Source organism: Collinsella phocaeensis (assembly GCF_900119895.1).
Taxonomy (GTDB): Bacteria; Actinomycetota; Coriobacteriia; order Coriobacteriales; family Coriobacteriaceae; genus Collinsella; species Collinsella phocaeensis.
The window spans coordinates 71,238-93,852 of sequence record NZ_FQLR01000003.1 but is presented as its reverse complement, the minus strand read 5'-3'; the positions used below and the strand labels follow the sequence as shown (position 1 = coordinate 93,852).

Genomic DNA, 22,615 nt, shown 5'->3' with positions numbered 1-22,615 from the left:
AATGTCAGAGCGTTTGCGTGGCGTTAACCTTTCCGGTTGGTTCATCCCTGAATCGTGGGTCACCCCGTCGCTGTATGCGGCGACGGGCGCTTCCGATGCGACGGAGCTTCAGCAGGCCCTGGGCGCCTCCGAGTACACCGAGCGCCTGCGCCAGCATTACGAGACCTTCATCGGCGAGTTCGATTTCGAGCGCATGGCGGCGATCGGGTTCAATGCGGTCCGCCTTCCCGTCCCCTGGTACGTCTTCGGCTCCCAAAACGACAGCTGCGCCCATATTCCCGCCATCGACTACGTTGACCGTGCGTTCGAGTGGGCTTCCAAATACGACATGCGCGTGCTGCTCGACCTCGCGACCGTCCCTGGCGGTCAGGGGGATTCCAACGACAGGTCCGATGCGTCCGATGTCGTCGCGGATTGGCACTCCTCGACCACGGGCCGCGCCGTCGCGCTCGAGGTGCTCGAGCGTCTCGCCTCCCGCTACGGGGACCAGCCTGCCCTGTACGGCATCGAGCTCTTGGATTCTCCCGTAATGAGCGTCAGGAAGGGGCTCTTCTCAAAGACCGATGGGATCCCCAGTCACTATCTGCGCAATTATTACCGCGATGCGTACGCGCTTGTGCGGAAGCACATGTCGGCGGACAAGGCTGTCGTCTTCTCGGCCTCTGGCTATCCGGATATGTGGCGCCGCTTCATGAGCGCGTCGAAGTACGAGAACGTGATGATGGATATCCATCTGTACCACTATCGAGATGACCGGGCGGTGGATATCACGTCCCCGAAGGGCATCTCCCAGGCGGTCAAGCGCAACCGGGAGGCCATCAAGGAGGCGCGCGCGTGCGGGTTCCCCGTGCTGGTGGGCGAGTGGTCCGCGGCTGCGCTCATGTCGAGCGCGAGCGTGACCCCCGAGGGCCGTTCGGCATACGAGCGCGTCTTCACCTCGAGCGAGCTTGCGAGCTTCGAGGATGCCGAGGGCTGGTTCTTCCAGACCTGGAAAACCGAGAAGCGCATCCCCGCATGGGATGCCCGCGTCGCGCTCGGCACCCTCGAGCGCGCCATGCTGGACTAGCCGTGGGTGCTATGGAGCCGCAGGAAGGGCGCCTGTTCGTCGTCGGGACCCCTATCGGCAACCTGGACGACTTGAGCCCCCGCGCCGCCGCCGCCTTCGAGGTCGCGGATGCCGTCTGCTGCGAGGATACGCGCGTCACCTCCAAGCTTCTGGCCCATCTTGGTCTGTCGCGGTCGCTCGTGCGCTGCGACGAGAACGTTATCGCGGCGCGCGCCCCGCAGCTCGTGGATCGCATGCTTGCCGGTGAGGTCTTGGCATACGCGTCCGATGCCGGCATGCCCGGCGTCTCGGATCCCGGGCAGGTCCTGGTTGACGCGGCCCGTTCGGCCGGCGTGCCCGTCGAGGTGATCCCCGGGCCCACCGCCTGCATCACCGCACTGGTGGCGACTGGTATCTCCTGCGAGCACTTCTTTTTCGAGGGCTTTCTGCCGCGCAAGCACGGCGAGCGCGTGCGTCGCCTGCGTCGGCTCGCCGCCATTCCCGGTGCGCTGCTCTTCTACGAGAGCCCGCATCGCGCGGAGGATTCGCTGGCCGCGATCGCCGAGGTATTTCCGGAGCGCGATGCCGCGCTCTGTCGCGAGCTCACCAAGCTTCACGAGGAGGTGCTGCGCGCCTCGTCGCCCGAACTCCTGCAGATAGTCCGCGAGCGCGGCGAGATGCGCGGCGAGATGGTGCTCGTGGTGGCGCCGCCGAGCGAAGCCGAGCTGGAGCGCCATGAGGCGGCGCTGGCTGCGGGCGGTGCTGCGAATGCAGATGTGAACCCCGACGACCTGCTTGCCGCGGATATCGCCGAGGCCCTTGCGGCCGGGGAGTCCGCCAACGCGATCGCCAAGCGCCTCTCCCAGAAGTACTCGCGCAAGAAGCGCGACGTGTACGCCTTGGTGCTCGAGGCGCAGGGCGCATCCGCGTGAGGTGCTGACGGGTCCGCGAGGGCTTTCCCTGCGGAGGCGCCTTTGTTCTTGAGTTTCAACGGCTGTATGCCGGGGATGGGGTATTCCACGGCCGACGGGGCGCTTCATGCCATAGGGTGCGACGCTGCTGCCGGGCTATACGTTCACACGCTTGCCCGACCGGACCAAATGACTCATCTGATCCGCGCAACAAACGCGCCCTCCCTGCTAGAATGGAGAATTGCATGAATACCAAGAAGGAAGGAAGCCGCGCGTCATGAGCTCGAAGCCGTCCTATTACATCACCACCCCCATCTACTACGTGAACGCCGACCCGCACCTGGGCACCGCGTACTCCACGATCATCGCCGACGTTCAGGCGCGCTACCGTCGCGCTGCCGGCTACAACGTCAAGTTCCTCACCGGCATGGACGAGCACGGCCAGAAGGTCGCCGAGGCCGCCGAGAAGCACGGCATGACCCCGCAGGAGTGGTGCGATTCCCAGGCCCCGCACTTCCATGAGCTGTGGAGCGAGCTGGAGATCTCGAACGACGACTTCATCCGCACCACCGAGCCCCGCCAGAAGCGCGCCGTCCAGTACCTGTGGGAGCGCATGCAGGAGGCCGGCTACATCTACAAGGGCAGCTACGACGGCTGGTACTGCGTGCCGGACGAGACTTTCTTCACCGAGACCCAGGTCGAGAAGGCCGACGAGGCCCGCGGCACGGAAGGTGCCCACCTCTGCCCCGATTGCGACCGCCCGCTCGAGCGCGTCAAGGAGGAGAGCTGGTTCTTCAAGCTCTCCGCGTTCCAGGACAAGCTGCTCGCGCTCTATGACGAGCATCCCGATTTCGTCCAGCCCGACTTCCGCATGAACGAGGTCCGCTCGTTCGTCGAGGGCGGCCTGAACGACCTCTCCGTCTCCCGCACCTCCTTCGACTGGGGCATCGAGGTGCCCTTCGACGATGAGCACGTCACCTACGTGTGGTTCGACGCCCTCACCAACTACATGACCGCCGTGGGCTACGGCGCCGAGGGCGACGAGGCCGCGGCCGACTTCGCCTACCGCTGGCCCGCGCAGGCCCACATCGTGGGCAAGGACATCATCCGCTTCCACTGCGTGATCTGGCCCGCCATGCTCATGGCGCTGGGCGAGGCCCTGCCCGAGCACGTCTTCGCCCACGGCTTCCTCACCGTGAAGAACGAGGAGACCGGCAAGGCCGAGAAGATGTCCAAGTCCCGCGGCAACGCCATCGCCCCGCGCGAGGTCATCGAGAAGCTGGGCGTCGAGGGCTATCGCTACTACTTCATGACCGACGTCACCCCGGGCACCGACGGCGCCATCAGCTTCGGCCGCATGGAGCAGGTTTACAACGCCGACCTGGCCAACAGCTGGGGCAACCTGATCTCGCGCTCCACCAACATGTGCATCAAGTACTTCGAGGGCGTCACGCCCGCGCGTGCCGCCGACGCCGCCGGCTATGCCGAGAACCCCCTGGCGGCTGCCGCAGAGGGCATCTTCGAGCGCTATGCCGCGAAGATGGAGGCCTTCGCCTATGGCGACGCCGCCCGCGAGGTCATGGGCCTCATCCACGCAGCCAATCACTACATCGAGGACTCCGAGCCCTGGACGCTGGCCAAGGATCCCGCGAAGGCGGGCGAGCTCGCCAACGTGATCTGGAACCTCCTCGAGGCCATCCGCATTTCCGCGCACCTGCTCATGCCGCTCATGCCGAGCACGAGCGCCGAGGCCCTGCGCCGTATCGGCTGCGAGGGCGAGGCGGCGACCGACGACATGGCTGCCGCCTGCGCGTGGGGCCAGTTCGCCGCGGGCCTGCCGGTCGAGAAGGGCGAGGCGCTCTTCCCGCGCCTGGCGTAAATCGCATTCTCTGCAGTTCGCAGTGAGGGGGCGCCGCGATCGGCGCCCCTTTATTCACTTTTTAGCTCTCGGGCTTCGTCTCGATCGGAGTTGCGCTGCATGTGATTGACGCATCGGCTGCGTTTTTCGTACGGATTCTCGGAATCGGTTTGTATACCCTTGTGGAGGCAAATCAGCGACCTGGGGTTTACTGACTCGAAGAGGAACGCTACTTGGTCATTTCGAGAATCAGTACGAAAAACGTTATCGATGCGCATCGTTCGAATTGTATCGATGCTCCATGTTCGAAACATCTCACTCGATTGTCGGCTGGTAAGCTGTAGATCGAAGCCCGCACCGTGTAAAGGACCGCCTCCATGACAATTTCACCGCTGGCCAATCCGACTGCGACGCGCGACCTGCTCGAGGAGTTCGGCCTTGCCACCAAACACCGCTTGGGACAGAATTTCCTCATCGACAACCATGTGATCGAGCGCATCTGCGCCCTGGCCGAGTTGGGTGCCGACGAGCGCGTGCTCGAGGTCGGGCCGGGTATCGGCACGCTTACCCTTGCGCTGCTGCAAGATGCCGCCCGGGTCGTATCGATCGAGATGGACTCTGAGCTTGAGCCCGTGCTCGATGCGCATGCGTCTGAGCACGAGGGATTCTCCTTCATCATGGGCGACGCCCTCAAGGTCGCCCCCGAGGCCATCGTCCGAGCATGCGGAGGGGAGCCCACCGCCTTCGTGGCGAATCTGCCCTACAACGTGGCGGCGACCATCATCCTTCAGTTCTTCCAGACCATGCCCGCGCTCACTCGGGCCGTCGTGATGGTCCAGAAGGAGGTGGCCGACCGCATCGCAGCCCAGCCCTCCACGAAGGCATATGGCGGCTATACCGCAAAGCTCGCTCTATATGGATGCGTCACGGGTCGCTTCGAGGTCCCGCCGCGCTGCTTCATGCCTGCACCCCACGTCGATTCCGCCGTCGTGCGCATCGAGCGCCGCGTGCCCGCGGCCCTTGCGGGGCTCTCTGGGGATGAGCTCGCAGCGCGCCGCGCGTCCGTGGCGCGTGTGATCGACGCCGCGTTCGCGCAGCGCCGCAAGACCATCCGCAACTCGATGGGCTCAAACGGCTTCGGCAAGGAGGCGCTGGACGCGGCGTTCACGGTGAGCGGTATCGCTCCGACAGCGCGCGCCGAGTCGCTGCAGGTCGAGGATTTCATCTCTCTCGCGCAGGCCCTCGAACGTGAGGGGGCGCTGTGATCCCTGATCAGGAAAGCCGCTTCTTCCTTGCGTTCGCGAAGAAGAAGCGCATTTACGCCGTTCCGAACCCGTTGGCCCCCATCGCCGACACCCATGCCCATCTTTTGTGCTTTTGGGACAAGGATCCCGTCGAGGTCCTTGTTCGCGCTGCATGCGCTGGTGTCCGCCAGATGACGACCATCTGGGACGCGGCGGCGGACGCATGCGATGCGCGCGCGTATGCGGATCAACTCGCGGCGTGGGTCGCGAGCGCCCGCGACCTGCTCGCCCAATCGATTGAGGACGGGTCCGCCCATGTGCTGCCGTTCGCATCGGGACGGGAGCTCGATGACCCCTTCGAGCTCTTCGGGAACGTCGCCTTCTTGGCGGGCGTGCACCCGTACGGCGCGCCCGATTACGATGTCGCCGTGCATGCGCGCTTTCTCGAGGCCCTCGACCAGCCGCTTTGCATAGGCGTGGGCGAGATCGGGCTCGACTATCATTTCGATGCCGACGACGGGATCGAGGCGGCGCCGCACGACCTGCAGATGGAGGTCATGGCGCGCCAGCTCGAGGTCGCCGTCGCGCGCGACGTGCCCGTCGAGCTGCACCTGCGCAACGATTGCGACGACGAGGCGCGCGCCGCGCATGCTGACGCCCTGACGGTTCTCGATCGCGTCGGCATCCCTTCCGCGGGCTGCGTCCTCCACTGCTTCGGGGAGGACCGGGCCACGATGGAGCAATTTCTTGAGCGCGGATGCCATATCGCGTTCGGAGGCTCCGCCACCTTCAAGCGCAACGATGCGGTGCGCGAGGCATTTGCCGCCTGTCCGATCGACCGCTTGTTGTTCGAGACGGACTGTCCCTATATGGCGCCCGAGCCGGTGCGGGGCCTCGAGTGCGAGCCCGCCATGATTCCGTGGACCGTCGGCGCCCTGGCGTCTGACCGTTCGTCGCGTACGGGTGAGGGCCCCCGTGACATAGCGTATGCTGTCTGGCGCAATTCGACACAGCTCTTTGGAGGACGTAGGTAGATGGAGACGAACGAGAAGGACGAGAAGGACGCCGAGCGGGCTGCAGCGGGGAAGGGCTCTTCGGAGCGGCCGGATAAGACCACGGCCGAGATACTCCGCGAGCGCCGCGAGGCCGCCATGGGCGGACCCAACGTGGACAACGAGATCCACCGCGACCTCCCGCTCGCCCGCGTGGCGTACGCGCTGCTCGCGCTGACCGTGCTCGGATATGCCGTATCTCGCTTGGGGGCGTATCTCGGCAACGCCGATCTGGAATCGGTCACCAGCATCGCCACCGCGCTGCTGTTCATCGTGACGTTTATCGTCTGGTTCGTCTCGCGGCATCAGGCGAAGGTGCTCACCGAGGAGAAGTACGCCGACCAGCGCGCCGCGATTCGCCGCGCAGCGGAGGAGCGGGCTGCGAAGGAAAAGGCCGAGAAGGCCGCAGCCAAGGCGGCGCGCAAGCGTCGCCGCAAGAAGTAGTGTTTTGCAGGGAGCGCACGGCCGTCGCTGGCCGTCTTGGCGGGTAGGCGCCGACCGCGCGTCGACGCATGAGCGACTCGCGATTCGGGTTTCGGGTGGGCACCGACGGCGGTTCGGACGATATGAACCGCTCTCATGACGACGGGGCGGCGATCCGGTTGGGTTCCACTCCGTCCGTCACTTGCATGAAGGGTCGATTCAGGCGGTTGCCTCGCTCCGCTGCACAGCGTCTACCCTTATCGCGCAGCGCACGCAAAAGAAAAGCGGCCCCACACTCTGTGAGACCGCTTTTACATACGATGGTCGGGTTGACTGGATTTGAACCAGCGACCCCTGCGTCCCGAACGCAGTGCTCTACCAAACTGAGCCACAACCCGAAAGCTAGATTATATTAGCACAGAACATCGGTCCGTCGCTAGAGAAAATTGACAATCGGACCGGAGTTTTCCGTGCTTCCCGCATGGGACCACCATCCGAGCTGGTCGGAAGCCGCGCGGGCTATGGCGGCAGCCTGTTCCGCCGTCTCGGTGATCGCAAATGACGCCGAGCCCGAACCCGAGACAAGCGAGCAGCGCACGCCATCCTGCCCGGAGAGCCAGGAGAGCACCTCGGTGATTGCCGGTTCGAGCTCGCGTGCGGCGGGTCCGAGGTTGTTGACCGCGCGTTGGCAGATCTCGTCGCAATCCCCCGCGCGCAGCGCGTCGAGCATGGGCTGGATGTCGGGGGTGGGCTGCGGGCGGGCGTCAAAGCGCTTGTAGGCGGCTCCCGCGCTCACGCCGTCTCCTTCTGGCCGGACGATCACGACGGGCATGCGCGGTACATCGGGGAAGCTTTCGGCAAGGATGTCTCCGGCACCTGCAAGGTACGAGGGAAGCCCATAGAGAAAGAACGGGACGTCGGCGCCGATCGCGCGCGCGACCTCGATGACGCGCTCGTCGGTGGGAGGTACATGCCATAGGCGGCAGAGCCCCATGATGGCGGCGGCTGCGTCTGTGGACGGCCCGCCCAGGCCCGAGCAGATGGGAATGCGCTTCACGATGCGGATGGCGAAGCGGGCGTCCCGGCCCAGCGCGCGGCTGAGGGCATCGGCGGCGCGGAAGACGGAATTCTGCTCCATGGGCAGGTCGACGGGCGGTTCCATCTCGACGCTCAGGCGGTCGGATGGAGAGATGATGAGCTCGTCGTGCAGGTCCACGGCGCACATGACGGAATCGACGCGGTGGTATCCGCGCTCGTCGGCGACGGGGTGGACCCCCAGATGGAGGTTCACCTTTGCCGGCGCGGTAACCTTGAGCTCACGGGACATGACCTAGTGCTCCTCGCCCTGGTCGCCCATGGGGGTGAAGAGGCGCTCGCCCGATTCGGGATCGAAGAGCTCGACGGTGCCGGTCAGGACGTCGACGTACTGGTAGGACTGACGGGATTTGCGCCCGCGACGCTCGTCGACCTCGATGATGAAGACGGACGGGTGGACGGTCTTGATGGTGCCCATGCGCTCGACGATGCGCGTGCGGCCCATGTTGGCCTTCACGCGAACGCGCTGCTCGAGCATTTCAGAGAGCTTGACGTGGATATCGTTGACGTGGTTGACTTCGAGTTCTTCCATTACGCCTCCTCGGGACCGTGCGATGTGCCTCGGCGAGGCAGAATGGTCCCAACATAGCAAACAAACCAATTCAGTATAGCAGGGCGCGGGGTCTTTTTCATCTCTTCGCCCAGCGCCCGGTTCGCAGTGCGCGATGGGCGTTGCGGTCGAACGGCGCCGTTCGACCTGTGCGCTCGGTGGGGGATGGCGGCCATGAGGCCCACGTGCCCCCGATGGGCGTTGTTTCGGGTTGTCGAGAGAAGCAGTCGATGTTACGTCGACCGGAATGCGACGGCGCGCGGTGCGTACAGGGCCAGTGACCGCGGATCGAGGTGGATTTTAATCATAACCCCCTTCTCTTCTGGACATAATTGGCAGATACAGAAGCTTCCGCCGCGGCTCGCTCCGACAGATGGCCGCATCAGCGCTCTGGTTCTCGAAAAAGGGGGGGTCTGCATGAAAAATCGGGGGCGGTTTGGGAGGATTGTGGGCGTTGCGACGAGCTTGATGCTCAGGATCGCTTATATATCTGCCATTTTCGTCCAGATGAACAGGGGGTCAAGCAAAAAAGACAGTGGGTTACGGATTGCATCGCCCCGCGCGGCGTCGCGCCTGCCTGGATACACCTTCCGACGACGCGCAGCGCGCCGCGCGATGGCTTTGCGCGGCTGCCCCGCGTCCAAGCCCAGCGCGTGCCGGGCCGGCAGGGCACCGGCCGCGCCGTCTGCCCGGCCGCCTCGTGCCGTGGAGGCTTCGGTGCGCGCTATACTGGCAGCTATCTTGTGAAATGTGATATCTAGTCGAACCCGAGGGAGTCCTACTGTGTCCAAGCTCTCCGCGCGCGCAACGCGCGCCGCGCTGCCCGTGCTCGCCGTCGCTGCGCTCGCGTCGCAAATCCTTGCATGCCCGCAGCCTGCATTCGCCTCGCAACTCGATACCGACGCCATTTTGGGCATCGCGGAGTCAGAACGGGACGACGACGCGTCGGACCGCCCCGACATCGAGGCCCGCAATGCCATCGTCGTGGGGTCGGACGGCACGGTCTACTTCGAGCGCGACGCGGACGCCCAGGTGAAGATCGCCTCCATCACCAAGGTGATGACCGCTATCGTCGCGCTCGAGAACTCGAGCCTCGATGACGAGGTGGTCGTCGACCACGCCGCGGCGACGGTCGGCCAGTCGTCAGCGGACCTCAGGGAGGGCGATGTCCTCACGATGGAGGAGGCCCTGCGCGCCCTGCTCGTTCCCTCGGGCAACGATGCGGCGATGGCGATCGCCTCCACCGTCGGCGCCAAGATCGACCCGTCGAGCGACGATCCCTACGGCGTGTTCATCCGGGCGATGAACGACAAGTCTGCCGAGTTGGGGATGAAGAGCGCCTTCACCAATCCCCATGGCCTCGATTTCGAGGGCTGGGAAGCCGATATGCACTCATCAGCCCGCGATGTGGCGACGCTGTTCGCATACGCGATGCAAAACGATGACTTCCGCGCGCTGACCTCCACGACGAACAACGTGATCACCGTTACCGGGTCCGACGGGGCGGAGCGCGACATCACCATGATCGAGCGCAACACCATCCTCGGACGCGACGGAAACATCGGAGGCAAGACGGGCGGAACCTATGAGGCGCTCCAGTGCTTCGTGGGAGCGTTCTCGCGCGAAGACGGGGGCGAGATCTACACGGTCACGCTCGGCAGCGACGGCGACGAGCAGCGTTTCGCCGACACCCTGGCGCTTGCCAACTGGTATTACGACCATGTGGTCGCCTATCCCTTGGTGACGAGCGAGGCGATGGCTCCCGACGGCAGCGCGTTGGTCGCCCGCGTTCCGCACGCCGCCTGGACGGACAAGACGGTAGACGCCACGGTCGCCGACCCCATGGGGGCCGTGGGCGTCTTCAGCTTGGCCGGGCCCGTCGAGCGCTCGGTGGAGCCGGAGGACATCACCGGGGACGTCGCCGTGGGCGAGGACGTGGGGGACCTCGTCCTTACGCAGGACGGGGAGGAGGTCGCCCGCGTCGACCTCATCGCGGCCGAGGACGTCTCGGCGCCCGACCCGCTGAGCTGGCTGCTCGTGCAGCTCGACCGCCTGGTTCGCACCGTGACCGGGGAGCCCACGGTCGCGCCGCCCGAGATCGTGGGGCCGGCGCCCGACATCGCGACGCTTTCGCCTGCGAACGGTTAGGGTTCTGCAAGGTTTTCGTATCGAGCGCGCATGGGCTCGTGCGAGAACGTGACCCGCGGCCCTTCGTCGCGGTGCATGGGCGCCGCGGCGCCCGCTCGGGTCCGCCATGGTGCCGACCTGCTGATTTGACGAGATGGCCCGCGCGCCCGCCGGTTCTGGCGGGTTCCGGGCGCGCACGCCGCGCCGTGGGCACGGGCCTGAGGGGCGGGCGCTCCGCGGCCTGGACGCGTCCGGTCGAAAATGTGGCGGAGTTGTTCGCGCAGCGCAAGCGGGGTATACTCGTTCGAGCTGGAACACCCGGCTCTTCGTCGGATGCACGCGTGTCCGAGCTCGCGTTGCCGCAATCTGGAAGGACTACCATGTTTCCTAAAGGTATGGAATGGATTCTGATCCTCATCGTCGTGCTGGTCATCTTCGGGCCCAAGAACCTGCCGAAGCTCGGCAAGTCGCTCGGCAAGACGGTGAAGAACATCCGTGAGGGCATGGAGGGTGATGACGCTCCCGAGGAGACCGAGGTCATCGAGGAGTCCACTGAGGACGCCGAGATCCGCGAGCTCGAGGCCAAGCTCGCCGAGGCTAAGGCCAAGAAGGAGTCCGCGCAGGACGCCGAGTAACCTCGTCCCGCAACGGGGTGAGCGATGACCGGCTTCCCCGAAGGGGTTGGCCGGTCATTCCGTGTTTACGTAGCAGCGCGCGCAAGCGCGCAGGGGATAGCAAGGAGAAGCCCGCATGGACGCTAGCGAGATCGTACTGACCGCCGAAGGCCGCCAGAAGCTCATCGAGGAGCTCGAGTGGCGCGAGGGCGAGAAGAGCCGTGAGATCGTCGAGCACATCAAGGAAGCCCGCGCGTTCGGCGACCTTTCCGAGAACGCCGAGTACGACGCCGCGAAGGAGGAGCAGGCCCGCAACGCCGCCCGTATCGCCGAGATCCAGGCCATCCTGGCCAACGCGAAGGATGCTTCCGAGAGCGATCAGGATCTGATCGTCTCCATCGGCAGCACCGTCGCGCTCGTCGATGCCGACGGCGAGGTCACCGAGGTCACCCTCGTGGGCACCACCGAGACCAACTCCCTGCAGCACAAGATCTCCAACGAGTCCCCGGTCGGCCGCGCCATCATCGGTCACGGCGCCGGCGAGACCGTCGAGGTCGTGACGCCCTCCGGCGCTTCCCGCGTCTACACCATCACCAAGATCTCGCGCTAGGGTTTCGCCGAAATCCTAGCGCTCGCCCGCCCCTCGAGGCCTACGGCCCTGGGGGGCGGTTTTCGTTTACGCCCGTGTTTGGGCGACGGGGAGGTACCGTGAGCCCTGTCGCCGATTCGTCATAGGAGAGGAAACCATGGCCGAGAACACCACGACCGCGACGACCGAGGCCGAGGCCGCCAACACCCTGAACGACGAGCGCGCCCGTCGCCTGGCGGACCGCGCCGCGCTGTACGCCGCCGGCAAGAACCCCTATCCCGAGCACTCCGACGTGACCGACCACGCCGCCGACCTGCTCGAGCGCTACGCCGGGCTCGCCAACGAGGAAGAGGCCGCCGAGCCCGTCACCGTGGGCGGCCGTATCGTGGCGAAGCGCGGCCAGGGCAAGATCATGTTCCTCGTCCTGCGCGACCCCTCCGCCGACATCCAGCTCTTCTGCCGCGTGAACGACGTGAAGGAGGCTTCCTGGGAGGTCCTCAAGTCCCTGGACCTGGGCGATATCGTCCAGGCCACCGGCGTCGTCGTGCGCACCAAGCGCGGCGAGCTCTCCGTGGCGCCCCGCACCGCGCGCCTGCTGTCCAAGGCCGTGCGCCCGCTGCCGGAGAAGTTCCACGGCCTCTCCGACAAGGAGACCCGCTATCGCCAGCGCTACGTCGACCTCATCGTGAACGAGGACGTGCGCGAGACCTTCCGCAAGCGCTCGCTGATCATCTCCACCTTCCGCCGCTACATGGAGGACAACGGCTACATGGAGGTCGAGACCCCCATCCTGCAGTCCATCCAGGGCGGCGCCACCGCGAAGCCGTTCATCACGCACTTCAACGCGCTCAACCAGGAGAACTACCTGCGCATCGCCACCGAGCTGCACCTCAAGCGCCTGCTGGTGGGCGGCTACGAGAAGGTGTTCGAGATCGGCCGCATCTTCCGCAACGAGGGCATGGACCTCACCCACAACCCCGAGTTCACCACCATGGAGGCCTATCGCGCCTACTCCGACCTCGAGGGCATGAAGGAGCTCGCCGAGGGCGTCATCAAGGCCGCCGCGCGCGCCATCGGCCTCGAGGGCACGATCGACTACCAGGGCCAGGCCATCGACCTGTTCTCCCCGTGGGCAAGCCGTTCCATGACCGACGTCGTGTCCGAGGTCCTCGGCCGCGAGATCACGCTCGACACCCCGGTCGAGGAGCTGCGCGCCGCCTGTGCCGAGCGCGGTATCGAGACCAGGCCCGAGTGGACCGCCGGCAAGCTGGTCGCCGAGCTCTATGACGAGCTGGGCGAGGACACCATCGTGAACCCCACCTTTGTATGCGACTATCCCGTCGAGGTGTCGCCTTTGGCCAAGCGCAATGAGGACGACCCGCGCCTCACGCACCGATTCGAGCTGGTCATCGCCGGTCATGAGTACGCCAACGCGTTCTCCGAGCTCAACGATCCGGTCGACCAGGCCGAGCGCTTCGCCGCGCAGATGGAGGAGAAGGCCTCCGGCGACGACGAGGCCATGGAGTACGACGAGGACTACGTGCGTGCGCTCGAGTACGGCATGCCCCCGGCGGGCGGCATCGGCATCGGCATCGACCGCGTCGTCATGCTGCTCACCAACTCCACGTCCATCCGCGACGTCCTGCTGTTCCCGCACATGAAGCCCGAGAAGGGCTCCAAGTCCGGTGCCGCTGCCGCCAAGGCCGCCCAGATGGCCGAGGCCGGTGCGTCCGCGAGCCCGTTCCTTGTGCCCATGAAGCCCACGATCGACTACTCCCAGGTCGTCGTCGAGCCGCTCTTCGAGGACTTCGTCGATTTCGACACCTTCGCCAAGAGCGACTTCCGCGCGGTTAAGGTCAAGGATTGCGTTGCCGTGCCCAAGTCCAAGAAGCTGCTGAACTTCACGCTGGATGACGGTACCGGCACCGACCGCACGATCCTGTCCGGCATCCATGACTACTACGAGCCGGAGGACCTCATCGGCAAGACGCTCATCGCCATCACCAACCTGCCGCCGCGCAAGATGATGGGCATCCCCAGCTGCGGCATGATCATCTCCGCGGTCCACGCCGAGCAGGAGGGGGAGGAGACCCCCGAGCGCCTCAACGTGCTGATCGTGGACGACGCCATCCCCGCCGGCGCCAAGCTCTACTAGGCCGCCTCGATTTAGGGACAGCCCCTAAATCGAGGTAAGGGGGCTGGGGCAAACGCACAACGGTCCGCGCGCCCCGTCTGCAATCGATGCAAAGCCACGTTTCCTTTTCGGGAAACGTGGCTTTTCTCTATCTTGATGATGGGTCGCGGAAAGCGGCCCTTGCTCGAAATCCGGCTGGCGCCTGCAGGCCCTTTTCGATCCGCGATGCGTGGTCGGAGAAGATGAATGGGGCCTCAGCTTTGGGGCGGGCGCCACATCGAGGTCGGGGCCCAACCGTCGGGTTTCCGGCCTTTCGATCCGGCTCTGCCCTCCGGTTCCTATGACCAGCCGCTCAACTGAATAGAATTATCGGATAGCAGTATATTTCACAGCCGTTCCCTGCTGCTTTTTACGCTGCTGGCGTATTCTTGCGACTTCGATGAGCAATCTTTGGGAAAATAAGAACCGTATGGGTACATTGATTCCAGATGCGCCAAGGAGGAGCTCATGGAGTACAAGATCTGCGGCTACAAGCCCGAGAAACTGTTCCATTATTTCGAGGACATCAGCGCGATTCCGCGCGGCTCGCGCAACGAGAAGGCCATCAGCGACTTTCTCGTCGCGTTCGCCAAGGAGCGCGACCTGTGGGTCTATCAGGACGACGTGTACAACGTGATCATCAAGAAGCCGGCAAGCGCCGGAGCGGAGGGCGCTCCCGCGGTCATGCTCCAGGGCCACATCGACATGGTGTGCGACAAGCTCGCCGGCGTCGAGCATGATTTCGAGAACGAGGGCATCGACCTGGTCGTGAAGGACGGCGTGCTCAGCGCCAACGGCACCACGCTCGGTGCCGACAACGGCGTCGCGGTCGCCCTCATGCTCACGGTCCTCGATGACGACGCGCTGGTCCATCCCGCCCTCGAGTGCGTGTTCACCACGGACGAGGAGACCGGCCTCGTGGGCGCCGAGACGCTCGACAAGTCCCAGATCGACGCCCGCATCATGATCAACCTCGACTCCGAGGAGGAGGGCGTCGCCACAGTGAGCTGCGCCGGCGGCGTCGTGGCGACCTACACGCGCCCGGTGACCCGCGAGCACGCATGCGGCAGCACCCTCACGCTCGAGATCTCCGGCCTGCTCGGCGGCCACTCCGGCGCCGACATCCACCTCGAGCGCGGCAACGGCAACCTGCTCATGGCCCGCATCGTCGAGCGCCTCATGGCCGCCGGCGACCCGGCGCTCGTGACCTTCAACGGCGGCACCAAGGACAACGCCATCAACCGCGAGTGCAAGGCGGTTCTCGTCTACGCCGACCATGCCGCCGCGGCGGCGGGCGCCGAACTCGCCCAGGGGATCGCGGCCGACATCGCCTCCGAGCTCGAGGTCTTCGACCCCGGTTTCGCCTGCGCGATCGAGATCGCCGACGACGCGGAGGTCGATGCCATGGCGAAGGACGACGCGCTCGCCCTCGTCCGCGCGCTGCGCCTCGCCCCCAACGGCGTGATGCGTCGCAACGTCGCCGCCGACGGATCCGTCGAGGTGTCCTCAAACATCGGCGTGGTCGCGGTCACCGACGACCAGATTCAGATCCTGCTGTCCCCGCGCTCCTCGATCTCCTCGCTGCAGGACGACGTCAAGGACCGCATCGCGACGCTCGCCGAGGTCCTGGGTTTCGACGTGATCTTCGAGTACGAGTATCCCGGCTGGAGCTACGTCGAGCATTCCCCCGTGCGCGAGGTGTTCCAGGAGAGCTACCGCGACCTGTTCGGCACCGAGCTCAAGATCGAGTCCATCCATGCCGGCCTCGAGTGCGGCCTGTTCGCCGATGCCCTCGACGGGCTCGACGCCATCGCCGTGGGCCCGCAGCTCCACGACGTCCACACGCCCGACGAGCACATGGACCTCGCCTCGTTCGAGAACTTCTACACGCTCCTCGTCGACGTGCTGCGCCGTATGGCCGCGTAGGCCGGGAGTCTTCGAAGTCCGGCCTGCGCGCGCCAATTCGCGGGCGCGCCGCATGCTCGATGTGCAATGTGCAAAAAAGCGGGCAGGATTGAGGTCCTGCCCGCTTTCTGTATGGCACCGCGCGGGCCGCCAACAACCGGTGGAGAGAGGCGTCCTGATGCGCCTTCGCGTGGCGTGCATCGGGGAAACAAAGGAAAACCGCTCATATGGCGACCGAGGGAGGCTTTTGCGCGGAGTGCCGAAGAGGGGAGAGAAGTGCGGTGCCGCTACGTGCACGCATGCGGCGCGCGTAGCGGGTGACGGTAATGGGCTACAGCGCCTTCTTGTAGAGCGCGATGATATCGCGCTTCGTGGTTTGGCGCGGATTTGCGGGAACGTTGACGCTCTTCATGGCATCTTCTGCCATGGCCTCAAAGGTATCCTCGGTGACGCCGACCTCCGAAAGGCTGGCGGGAAGCCCAAGATCGGCGTTAAGGCGACGCAGCTCATCGACGAGCATGCTGGGCTCGAATCGCTCGATCGGATCGTTGCAACCGCGGATGGCGTCGAAGATGACGCGATAGCGCCCATTGTCGGCGAGGGCATTGTACTCGACGACGGTCGGCATGAGAACCGCGTTGGCCACGCCATGGGCAACGTGGAAATAGGCGCTTACGGGATGGCTCATGGCGTGGATGTTGCCCAGGCGTGCCCAGGCGAATGCGATGCCCGCCAGGTTGCTGCCGACCATCATCGCGGATGCGGCTTCGGCGTCCTGGCGGCAGGCGACGAACCTGCGGATGTTCGCGCCGATGAGCTGCATGGCTTTTTCTGCGACGGCATCGGTGAAGGGGGAGGCGTTGCGCGAGACGTATGCCTCCATCGCATGGATGAAGGCGTCGACGCCGCAAGACGCCGCGACGCCTGCGGGAGCGGTCATGATGAGCTCCGGATCGAGCAGGGCGTAAGCGGGGAGGATGTTGTAGCTCACGACAGAGAACTTGTAGTTGCGCTCGACGTCGGTGATGACCGCCGAAGCGGTTGCTTCGCTGCCCGTGCCCGCGGTGGTGGGAATGGCGATGAGGGGCAGGATGCGGTCGGGGATCTTGTTGGCACCCTCGTAGTCGGTGATATTGCCGCCGAAGGTCGCGAGGACGCCAACCGCCTTGGCGACGTCCATGGGGCTGCCTCCGCCGAGGGCGATGATGCTGGTGGCGCCGCTGGCGGCGTACGCCTCGGCTGCCGTCTCGACGATGGCGACGGTTGGGTTGGGCTCGACCTCAAGGAAGCAGGTGCAATCGATGCCCGCTCGTTCGACGATGGAGGTCACCTTTCCGACGACGCCGATGCTCTCGAGCATGCGGTCGGAGACGAGAAAGACGTGCTCGCTTCCGAGCTCATCCAGAATGCTGGGCAGCTTCGCGAGCGCCCCGACTCCGAACTCGACGGTTTGGGGAATCTTGAAGGTGTAGGGGTTCATGCGTGCTCCTGTTCTCGATAGCGGGCCCGCGCGCTCTGCGCGGGCCCGCTGTGCATGTCGTATGCGGCCGCTCGGCTGCGACTTGGGCGCCGCCCTGGTGCGTTGACGCGAGGCGAGCGACTAGAAGTGCAGCTCGGTGCGCTGGATGAGGTCCTTCTGCAACGGCTTGCCGAGCTCAACGAAGTACGCGCTGTAGCCGGCGACGCGCACGAGCATGTCCTTGTAGTCCTCGGGGTGCTTCTGGGCGGCGCGCATCTTCGCGGCGCTCATGATGTTGAACTGGGCGTGCATCGGCTGTTTGGAGATGTACTCCTCGATGAAACTGACGAGGTTGTCGCGGCCCTCAACGCCGGAGACGGCGTCCTCGGGGAAGCGGAGGTTCATGAGGGTGCCGTTGGACGCGAGGCTGTGATCAACCTTGGAAAGCGAGTTGACGATGGCTGTGGGACCCTCGATGTCGTGGGAGCCGGCATCGGTGTGGACGGGGGCCATGTTGTCCGAGATCGCCTCGCCGGCCTTGCGGCCGTCGAGCGACGCGAAGGTGTTCATACCCATGGCGACGTTGGCGTTGACCGAGTACACGCCGGGGTTGAACTGGCCGCCGCGGCGCGTGGGGCGACCGGCGATATGGCGGCAGTAGCACTCGAACATGTACCGGAAGAGCTCGTCGGCGTAATCGTCGTCGTTGCCGTAGTGGTGGACCTTGGAGCTGTTCACGAGCGCATGGAGCTTCTCGTGGCCCTCCCAGTTGTCCTTGACGGCCTGGAGCAGCTCTGCGCCGCTCACGCGCTTCTCGTCGAACATGAGCTGCTTGATCGTGCACAGCGAGTCGGCGCAGGTGCCCATGCCGGAGGCCTGGGGCCCGATGCCGTTGTATTTGGCGCCGCCCTCGGTGAGATCATGGCCGCTCTCGACGCAGTCCTCGTAGAAGCCCGAGACGTAGGGCAGGGGCTTGCGGTCGTGGTGCGCCGCGTCGATGATGTTTAGGCTGCTGCACATCTGGTCGGTCCAGTATGCGAACTGGGCGTCGACGCTCTCGAGGACCTCCTCGAAGGACTGATAGGTCTCGAGGGAGCCGGTGTCGGGCCCGAGCTGCTCGCCGGTTTTGAGGCTCTTGCCGCCGTTGAGGACCATCTCCATCATCTTGGGGGTGTTCACGTAGGCGGCGTCGTGCCAGCCGTACTCCTTGCCCGGCAGATCGATCTCTACGCAGCCGACGACGCAGTAGTCGCGCGCCTCCTCGACGGGCATGCCCTTGCGCATCATGCCCTTGACCGCAGGGCCGTCGTTGAAGATCTTCGGATGGCCGTAGCCGGCGCGCACGCACTCGACGGTCTTGACGACAAGCTCGTACGGGGTCTTGTCGTGCATGCGCACGCAGACCCAGGGGTTCATCATACGGGTGTGGGCGGACGCCTCGAGCATGAGCATGGTGAGGTCGTTGGTCGCATCGTTGCCCGCGCTGTCGACGCCGCCGATGGTCAGGCTCTCGCCGCCGAAGCCGCGGCCGTTGCGGACGGCCATGGAGCCGGCGTCCTTGAGCTTGGTCGGGTTGTTCATCTTGACGTACTCGACCTCGATGAGCTCGAGCGCGAACTCCTTAGAGATGGCGCCGGAGGCAATGTCGGCCTCGTAGAACGGGAAGAGCCACTGGTCCATGCGGCCGTAGGAGATGGAGTGGCCGTTGCTTTCGACCTGGATGAGGGACGTGGCGATCTGGAAGAGCTGGAGGGCCTGCCAGAAGCTCTTCGGGGCGCCCGCGGAGATCTCGTGCAGGTTGGCGGCCATAGCGGCGAGCTCCTCGCGGCGGGCGTCGTCTGCCGTCTCGGCGGCCTTCTGCTCGCAGAGGGCGGCGTAGCGCTCGATGTAGGCTTCGGCGGCACGATACATGATGATCATGGCGCGGTACTCGTCGCGCTTGTCGCCGTACTCGGGGTCGCGCATGTCGAGGGCGTCGAGCTTGCCCTGGATGACATCGATGAGGCCCCCGAAGCCGAGCTTCATGAGGCGCGGGTAGTCGATGGCCAGATGGCCGGTTCCCGCGTAGTGGTAGAGGTTGGTCTGGAAGATCTTCTCGCCCACCTCGGAGCCCTTGAGCTGGTCGTGGTCGAGGCGGCAGTTGATGAGGTCCTCGACCGTCTTTCCCTTCCACCAGGCGCAGAGCTCGACGGCCTCGCGGCGCTCGTCCTCGTTGCGGTAGTAGAACTGGTCGTGTTCGCGCTCCTCGAACGTCGGGTGCTCATAGGATTCGCGGATGATCCAGTCCACGGAGAACTCAGGGTAGATGGGGGACGCCTTGGAGGGGGCGGCGATCTCGCCGACGATCAGGTCGTCGTCGTAGACGAACAGCTCGCACTCGCGCAGGACCTTCTCGAACGCGTAGGCGCACTGGAGCTTGCGCGGAGCGACCGCGTGCTCCTTGTAGGCTTCGGTCACCAGGCGCAGGCGCTCGACGTCGATGTAGTACTCGCCGTCGAGGAAGGTCTGCCGCAGGCGGTTGACGCGCGGGAAGGGCGACCAGTCCTCGTGATGGACCTGATAGCCGAGGCTATAGGTCTTGTCGAAGGGCTCGGTGCCGCGCGCGTCGGTGTGGTACGCGTGCTCTCTTGCCGGAAGTTGGCTCATGTTTGCCTCCTTGCTCGTGGGCGCGTCGGTCTTCTCGGCGCGCCGCCTTATTGACGTTCCTTGGTGCCGACGACGCAATGGATGCCGCGGCTGCAGAAGTAGTCGGCGATCTCGTCGACATGGGCCTGAAATGCCTCGCGCTCGACCTTGACCCCGCGCATGCCGTAGGGCATGCCGAGGGACTGGTACTTCTCCACGCCGAGGCGCATGAAGCTCAAGAGCTGGAGGACGCGTATGCGCCCGTGGAGCCTGTCGAGGATGAAGTCGGCGGTCGCGCGCACGTTGTCCATGCCGTCGTTGACGCCGGGGATGACGGGGATGCGCAAGATGAGGTCGCAGCCGGCGTCGACGACGCGCTGCAGGTGGTCGAGGACGAGCTCGTTGCCCGCCCCGATACGGCTCCGGTGCATCTCGGTGTCCATGGTCTTCAGGTCGGAGATGAAGATGTCGGTCACGGGCATGACGCGCTCGATCGCGTCCCAACCGACATGGAAGGTCGACTCGCAGCAGGTCTGGACGCCCGCCTCGTGGCATGCGGCGAAAAGGTCCGCGACGAACTCGCTTTGCAGGAGGGGCTCGCCGCCGGAGACGGTGACCCCGCCGCCGGAGCGCTCGTAGTAGCCCTTGTCCTTGAGGACGACCTTCATGCACTCATCGACGGTCATCTCGTAGCCCCACTGCTTGATCGCGTCCGACGGGCACGCGTCGTAGAGCTCCTTGCCGTCTGTGACGAGGGAGTAGTCGATACGGGCAAGCCTGCCCTTCTTGAACGTGAGCGCCTCGGGGTGCTCGCATGCCTCGAGGCACGCGCCGCAGGCGTCTTTGCCGATGCACTTAGAGCTGTACACGCCGTATTGGATCTTGGGGTCCCAGCTCTCGGGGTTGCTGCACCATGCGCAGTGCAAAGGACAGCCTTTGAGGAAGAACTCCGTGCGCAGGCCGGGTCCGTCGTGGATGGTGTAGCGCTGGACGTTGAAGACGATGCCCGTCTGACTCATTCCTTCGGTCCTTTCGGAATTGGGCGCCCGGGTCGGGTGCCAGCGAGCTGTGCCGCGCCGGGCGCGGCCCGTGTCATCGCAAGAGGGTGTCGGTTTCCAGCGATGCATCGATATCTGTAAAGTACTGGGTCACATGGAGTTCGAGTAGTGGATGGAATGACCATCTTTCGGGTGAGGGGGTAGCCGGATTCCTTATCTTGGGGCCGGGGTTGCCCATCTTGCTCTTTACCGCCGAAAAGCGCGGCTCGTTCTGACTACACTCAAATCGACGAAATCGAGGCACATTTTGCCGGCACCCCGTCGCCCGCAGACCTCGTCAGATGTCGCCGGCGCCTTTGCGCGTACGGCGGCCCGTCGGTTTTTCAATCGTGGTCCGGGCACGTTCCGCCCGGTGCGATACCCGCGTGCGCGGAATGGCGCCCAAGCGCGCCGCGGGGCTGGATACGAGATTCGTCATAGTGAAAGGAGCGAAGCAGTATGGACTTCAAGAAGCGTCTCGCTTACCTCATCATCGGCCCCGTGCTGTTCGCGGTCTGCGCGTTCGCCTTCGCCGATGCCCTGACGGGCCCCGGTGCGCTTGCGGTCGGTACGTTGGCGTGGATGGTGTTCTGGTGGGTCTCGCGGCCCGTCGACCTCACGGTCACCGCATTGCTTCCCATTCCCATCAACGCTTTGTTCAACATCGTGCCCATGACCAACGTGATCTCCCAGTACTTCTCTGAGAGCATCGTTCTGGTTTTCGGCGCCTGCTTGCTCACGGTTCCCTGGAAGGCGACGGGTCTTGACCGCCGCGTCGCCTACAAGATCCTGTCGGTTGTCGGCACGTCGCTCACGTCCCAGCTCATCGTCTGGTTCATCGCGAGCATGCTCTTCTCCGCGGTCCTTCCCAACATCGCCGTGGTGGCGCTGTTCTGCCCGGTCGCCCTCGCCATGATCAAGGCTGCAGGGTACGAGGGGCTCTCGGACTGCCCCGCCGGCCCTCCGATCTTTTTGGCCATCGCCTGGGGCACCGTGCTCGGCGGCATCATCACCCCGCTGGGCGGCGCCATGAACGTGACCGCCATCTCGCTGCTGCAGGAGCAGCTGGGCATCGAGGTCATGTACGTGGACTGGATCGTGCGCTTCCTGCCCTACGTCCTGGTCTGCGCGGTCGTGTTCTTCGCGCTCATGATGGCCATGTTCCGTAAGGTCGAGCCGCTCAAGGGCTCCAAGGAGTTCTTCACCGAGGGCTATCGCGAGATGGGTCCCATCAAGCGCGATGAGGCTCTGTGCGGCATCTTCTTCCTGGTCGCGTTCTTCGGAGCGCTCTGCCGCCCCCTCTTCTCCGCGTTCCTTCCCTCGCTCGTTCCCGCCTACATCTTCGTCGGCATGGGCATGCTCTCGTTCTTCTGCACCTACAAGGGCAAGGAGATCATGACGTGGCCTGAGGCGCAGTCCGGCGTCATGTGGGGCATGATGTACCTCTTCGCCGGCGGCCTCGCGCTCGGCACCCTGCTGAACGGCTCCGGCGCCACGGCTCAGATCGCCACCATCATCCAGGGCTTCGCATTCGACGGCGGCATCACCACGATCATCATGTTCGTGCTCATCGCTGCGGTCATCTCCGAGCTCACGAGCTCGACCGTGTCCGCCGCGTGCATCGTGCCCATCGTACTCGCCTTCGCCACCCAGACCGGTCTCAACCCGATCCCGTACTGGCTCATCACCGTCATGGCCTTCGACGCGGAGTTCCTGCTGCCCGTCAGCATCCGCGCCGTCCCGGCGAGCTACGGTCTGAGCCCGTCGGACATGCTCAGCAAGGGCATGCCGCTTTTCATCGCCCGCCTCGTGATCATCGTCGTCCTCGGCTTCGTGCTCATGCAGGTCTGGCCCACCTTCCTCACCCTCTAGACCCTCGCCCCGCATGTCGGCTCCCCTGCGGTCCCT

17 protein-coding genes and 1 tRNA gene are annotated in these 22,615 nt (G+C 65.1%); 12 read left to right on the top strand and 6 right to left on the bottom strand.

Annotation, left to right across the window (positions count from 1 at the left end; genetic code table 11):
* Position 1 precedes the first annotated feature (1 nt).
* The 6 genes from BQ7355_RS01095 (at position 2) to BQ7355_RS01070 (ending at position 6,554) form a co-directional block, all read left to right on the top strand.
* On the top strand, positions 2-1,066 hold the full coding sequence (locus tag BQ7355_RS01095) for a glycoside hydrolase family 5 protein (protein ID WP_072414535.1): 1,065 nt from the start codon (positions 2-4) through the stop codon (positions 1,064-1,066).
* Between the two features lie 11 nt (positions 1,067-1,077).
* Positions 1,078-1,977, top strand: a complete 900-nt coding sequence (gene rsmI / locus BQ7355_RS01090) for a 16S rRNA (cytidine(1402)-2'-O)-methyltransferase (RefSeq protein WP_072414534.1) — start codon at positions 1,078-1,080, stop codon at positions 1,975-1,977.
* A gap of 256 nt (positions 1,978-2,233) precedes the next feature.
* Positions 2,234-3,835: a methionine--tRNA ligase gene (gene metG / locus BQ7355_RS01085; RefSeq protein ID WP_072414533.1), complete on the top strand. Its 1,602-nt coding sequence runs from the start codon at positions 2,234-2,236 to the stop codon at positions 3,833-3,835.
* A 356-nt stretch (positions 3,836-4,191) separates the two neighbouring features.
* Complete coding sequence (gene rsmA / locus BQ7355_RS01080; protein ID WP_072414532.1) at positions 4,192-5,079, top strand: 16S rRNA (adenine(1518)-N(6)/adenine(1519)-N(6))-dimethyltransferase RsmA; 888 nt, start codon at positions 4,192-4,194, stop codon at positions 5,077-5,079.
* Complete coding sequence (locus BQ7355_RS01075; protein WP_072414531.1) at positions 5,076-6,092, top strand: TatD family hydrolase; 1,017 nt, start codon at positions 5,076-5,078, stop codon at positions 6,090-6,092. The genes rsmA and BQ7355_RS01075 overlap by 4 nt, the downstream gene beginning before the upstream one ends.
* Positions 6,093-6,554 carry a hypothetical protein gene (locus BQ7355_RS01070; protein WP_072414530.1) on the top strand — a complete coding sequence of 154 codons (462 nt, stop codon included), beginning with the start codon at positions 6,093-6,095 and terminating at the stop codon, positions 6,552-6,554.
* 300 nt (positions 6,555-6,854) lie between these two features.
* Here BQ7355_RS01070 and BQ7355_RS01065 read toward each other — a convergent pair.
* From BQ7355_RS01065 to BQ7355_RS01055, 3 genes are all read right to left on the bottom strand, one after another.
* Positions 6,855-6,931 (bottom strand) — tRNA-Pro (locus BQ7355_RS01065).
* A 38-nt stretch (positions 6,932-6,969) separates the two neighbouring features.
* Positions 6,970-7,860 carry a 4-(cytidine 5'-diphospho)-2-C-methyl-D-erythritol kinase gene (ispE, locus tag BQ7355_RS01060; RefSeq protein ID WP_072414529.1) on the bottom strand — a complete coding sequence of 297 codons (891 nt, stop codon included), beginning with the start codon at positions 7,858-7,860 and terminating at the stop codon, positions 6,970-6,972.
* A 3-nt stretch (positions 7,861-7,863) separates the two neighbouring features.
* Positions 7,864-8,160 carry a Veg family protein gene (locus BQ7355_RS01055; protein WP_072414528.1) on the bottom strand — a complete coding sequence of 99 codons (297 nt, stop codon included), beginning with the start codon at positions 8,158-8,160 and terminating at the stop codon, positions 7,864-7,866.
* Between the two features lie 801 nt (positions 8,161-8,961).
* Between BQ7355_RS01055 and BQ7355_RS01050 the strand changes: the two genes are divergently transcribed.
* The 5 genes from BQ7355_RS01050 (at position 8,962) to BQ7355_RS01030 (ending at position 15,607) form a co-directional block, all read left to right on the top strand.
* On the top strand, positions 8,962-10,326 hold the full coding sequence (locus tag BQ7355_RS01050; protein ID WP_072414527.1) for a D-alanyl-D-alanine carboxypeptidase family protein: 1,365 nt from the start codon (positions 8,962-8,964) through the stop codon (positions 10,324-10,326).
* Between the two features lie 359 nt (positions 10,327-10,685).
* Complete coding sequence (tatA, locus tag BQ7355_RS01045; protein WP_072414526.1) at positions 10,686-10,940, top strand: twin-arginine translocase TatA/TatE family subunit; 255 nt, start codon at positions 10,686-10,688, stop codon at positions 10,938-10,940.
* A gap of 115 nt (positions 10,941-11,055) precedes the next feature.
* Complete coding sequence (greA, locus tag BQ7355_RS01040) at positions 11,056-11,529, top strand: transcription elongation factor GreA (protein ID WP_072414525.1); 474 nt, start codon at positions 11,056-11,058, stop codon at positions 11,527-11,529.
* A gap of 136 nt (positions 11,530-11,665) precedes the next feature.
* A complete protein-coding gene (gene lysS / locus BQ7355_RS01035; protein ID WP_072414524.1) occupies positions 11,666-13,663 on the top strand; it encodes a lysine--tRNA ligase in 1,998 nt (665 codons plus the stop codon).
* Positions 13,664-14,149: 486 nt separating this feature from the next.
* The gene (locus tag BQ7355_RS01030) at positions 14,150-15,607 is read left to right on the top strand and encodes an aminoacyl-histidine dipeptidase (protein WP_072414523.1); all 1,458 of its coding nucleotides are present in this window, start codon (positions 14,150-14,152) and stop codon (positions 15,605-15,607) included.
* A 310-nt stretch (positions 15,608-15,917) separates the two neighbouring features.
* Here BQ7355_RS01030 and BQ7355_RS01025 read toward each other — a convergent pair whose 3' ends face one another.
* The 3 genes from BQ7355_RS01025 to hpfH form a co-directional block, all read right to left on the bottom strand.
* Complete coding sequence (locus BQ7355_RS01025) at positions 15,918-17,066, bottom strand: iron-containing alcohol dehydrogenase (protein ID WP_072414522.1); 1,149 nt, start codon at positions 17,064-17,066, stop codon at positions 15,918-15,920.
* A gap of 120 nt (positions 17,067-17,186) precedes the next feature.
* The gene (gene hpfG / locus BQ7355_RS01020; protein WP_072414521.1) at positions 17,187-19,691 is read right to left on the bottom strand and encodes a (2S)-3-sulfopropanediol dehydratase; all 2,505 of its coding nucleotides are present in this window, start codon (positions 19,689-19,691) and stop codon (positions 17,187-17,189) included.
* Positions 19,692-19,738: 47 nt separating this feature from the next.
* Positions 19,739-20,689, bottom strand: coding sequence for a (2S)-3-sulfopropanediol dehydratase activating enzyme (gene hpfH / locus BQ7355_RS01015; protein WP_072414520.1), 951 nt, complete (start codon positions 20,687-20,689; stop codon positions 19,739-19,741).
* A gap of 477 nt (positions 20,690-21,166) precedes the next feature.
* On the opposite strand from hpfH, the gene BQ7355_RS01010 reads away from it, so the two are divergent.
* Positions 21,167-22,579, top strand: a complete 1,413-nt coding sequence (locus BQ7355_RS01010) for an SLC13 family permease (protein WP_072414519.1) — start codon at positions 21,167-21,169, stop codon at positions 22,577-22,579.
* Positions 22,580-22,615: the final 36 nt, after the last annotated feature.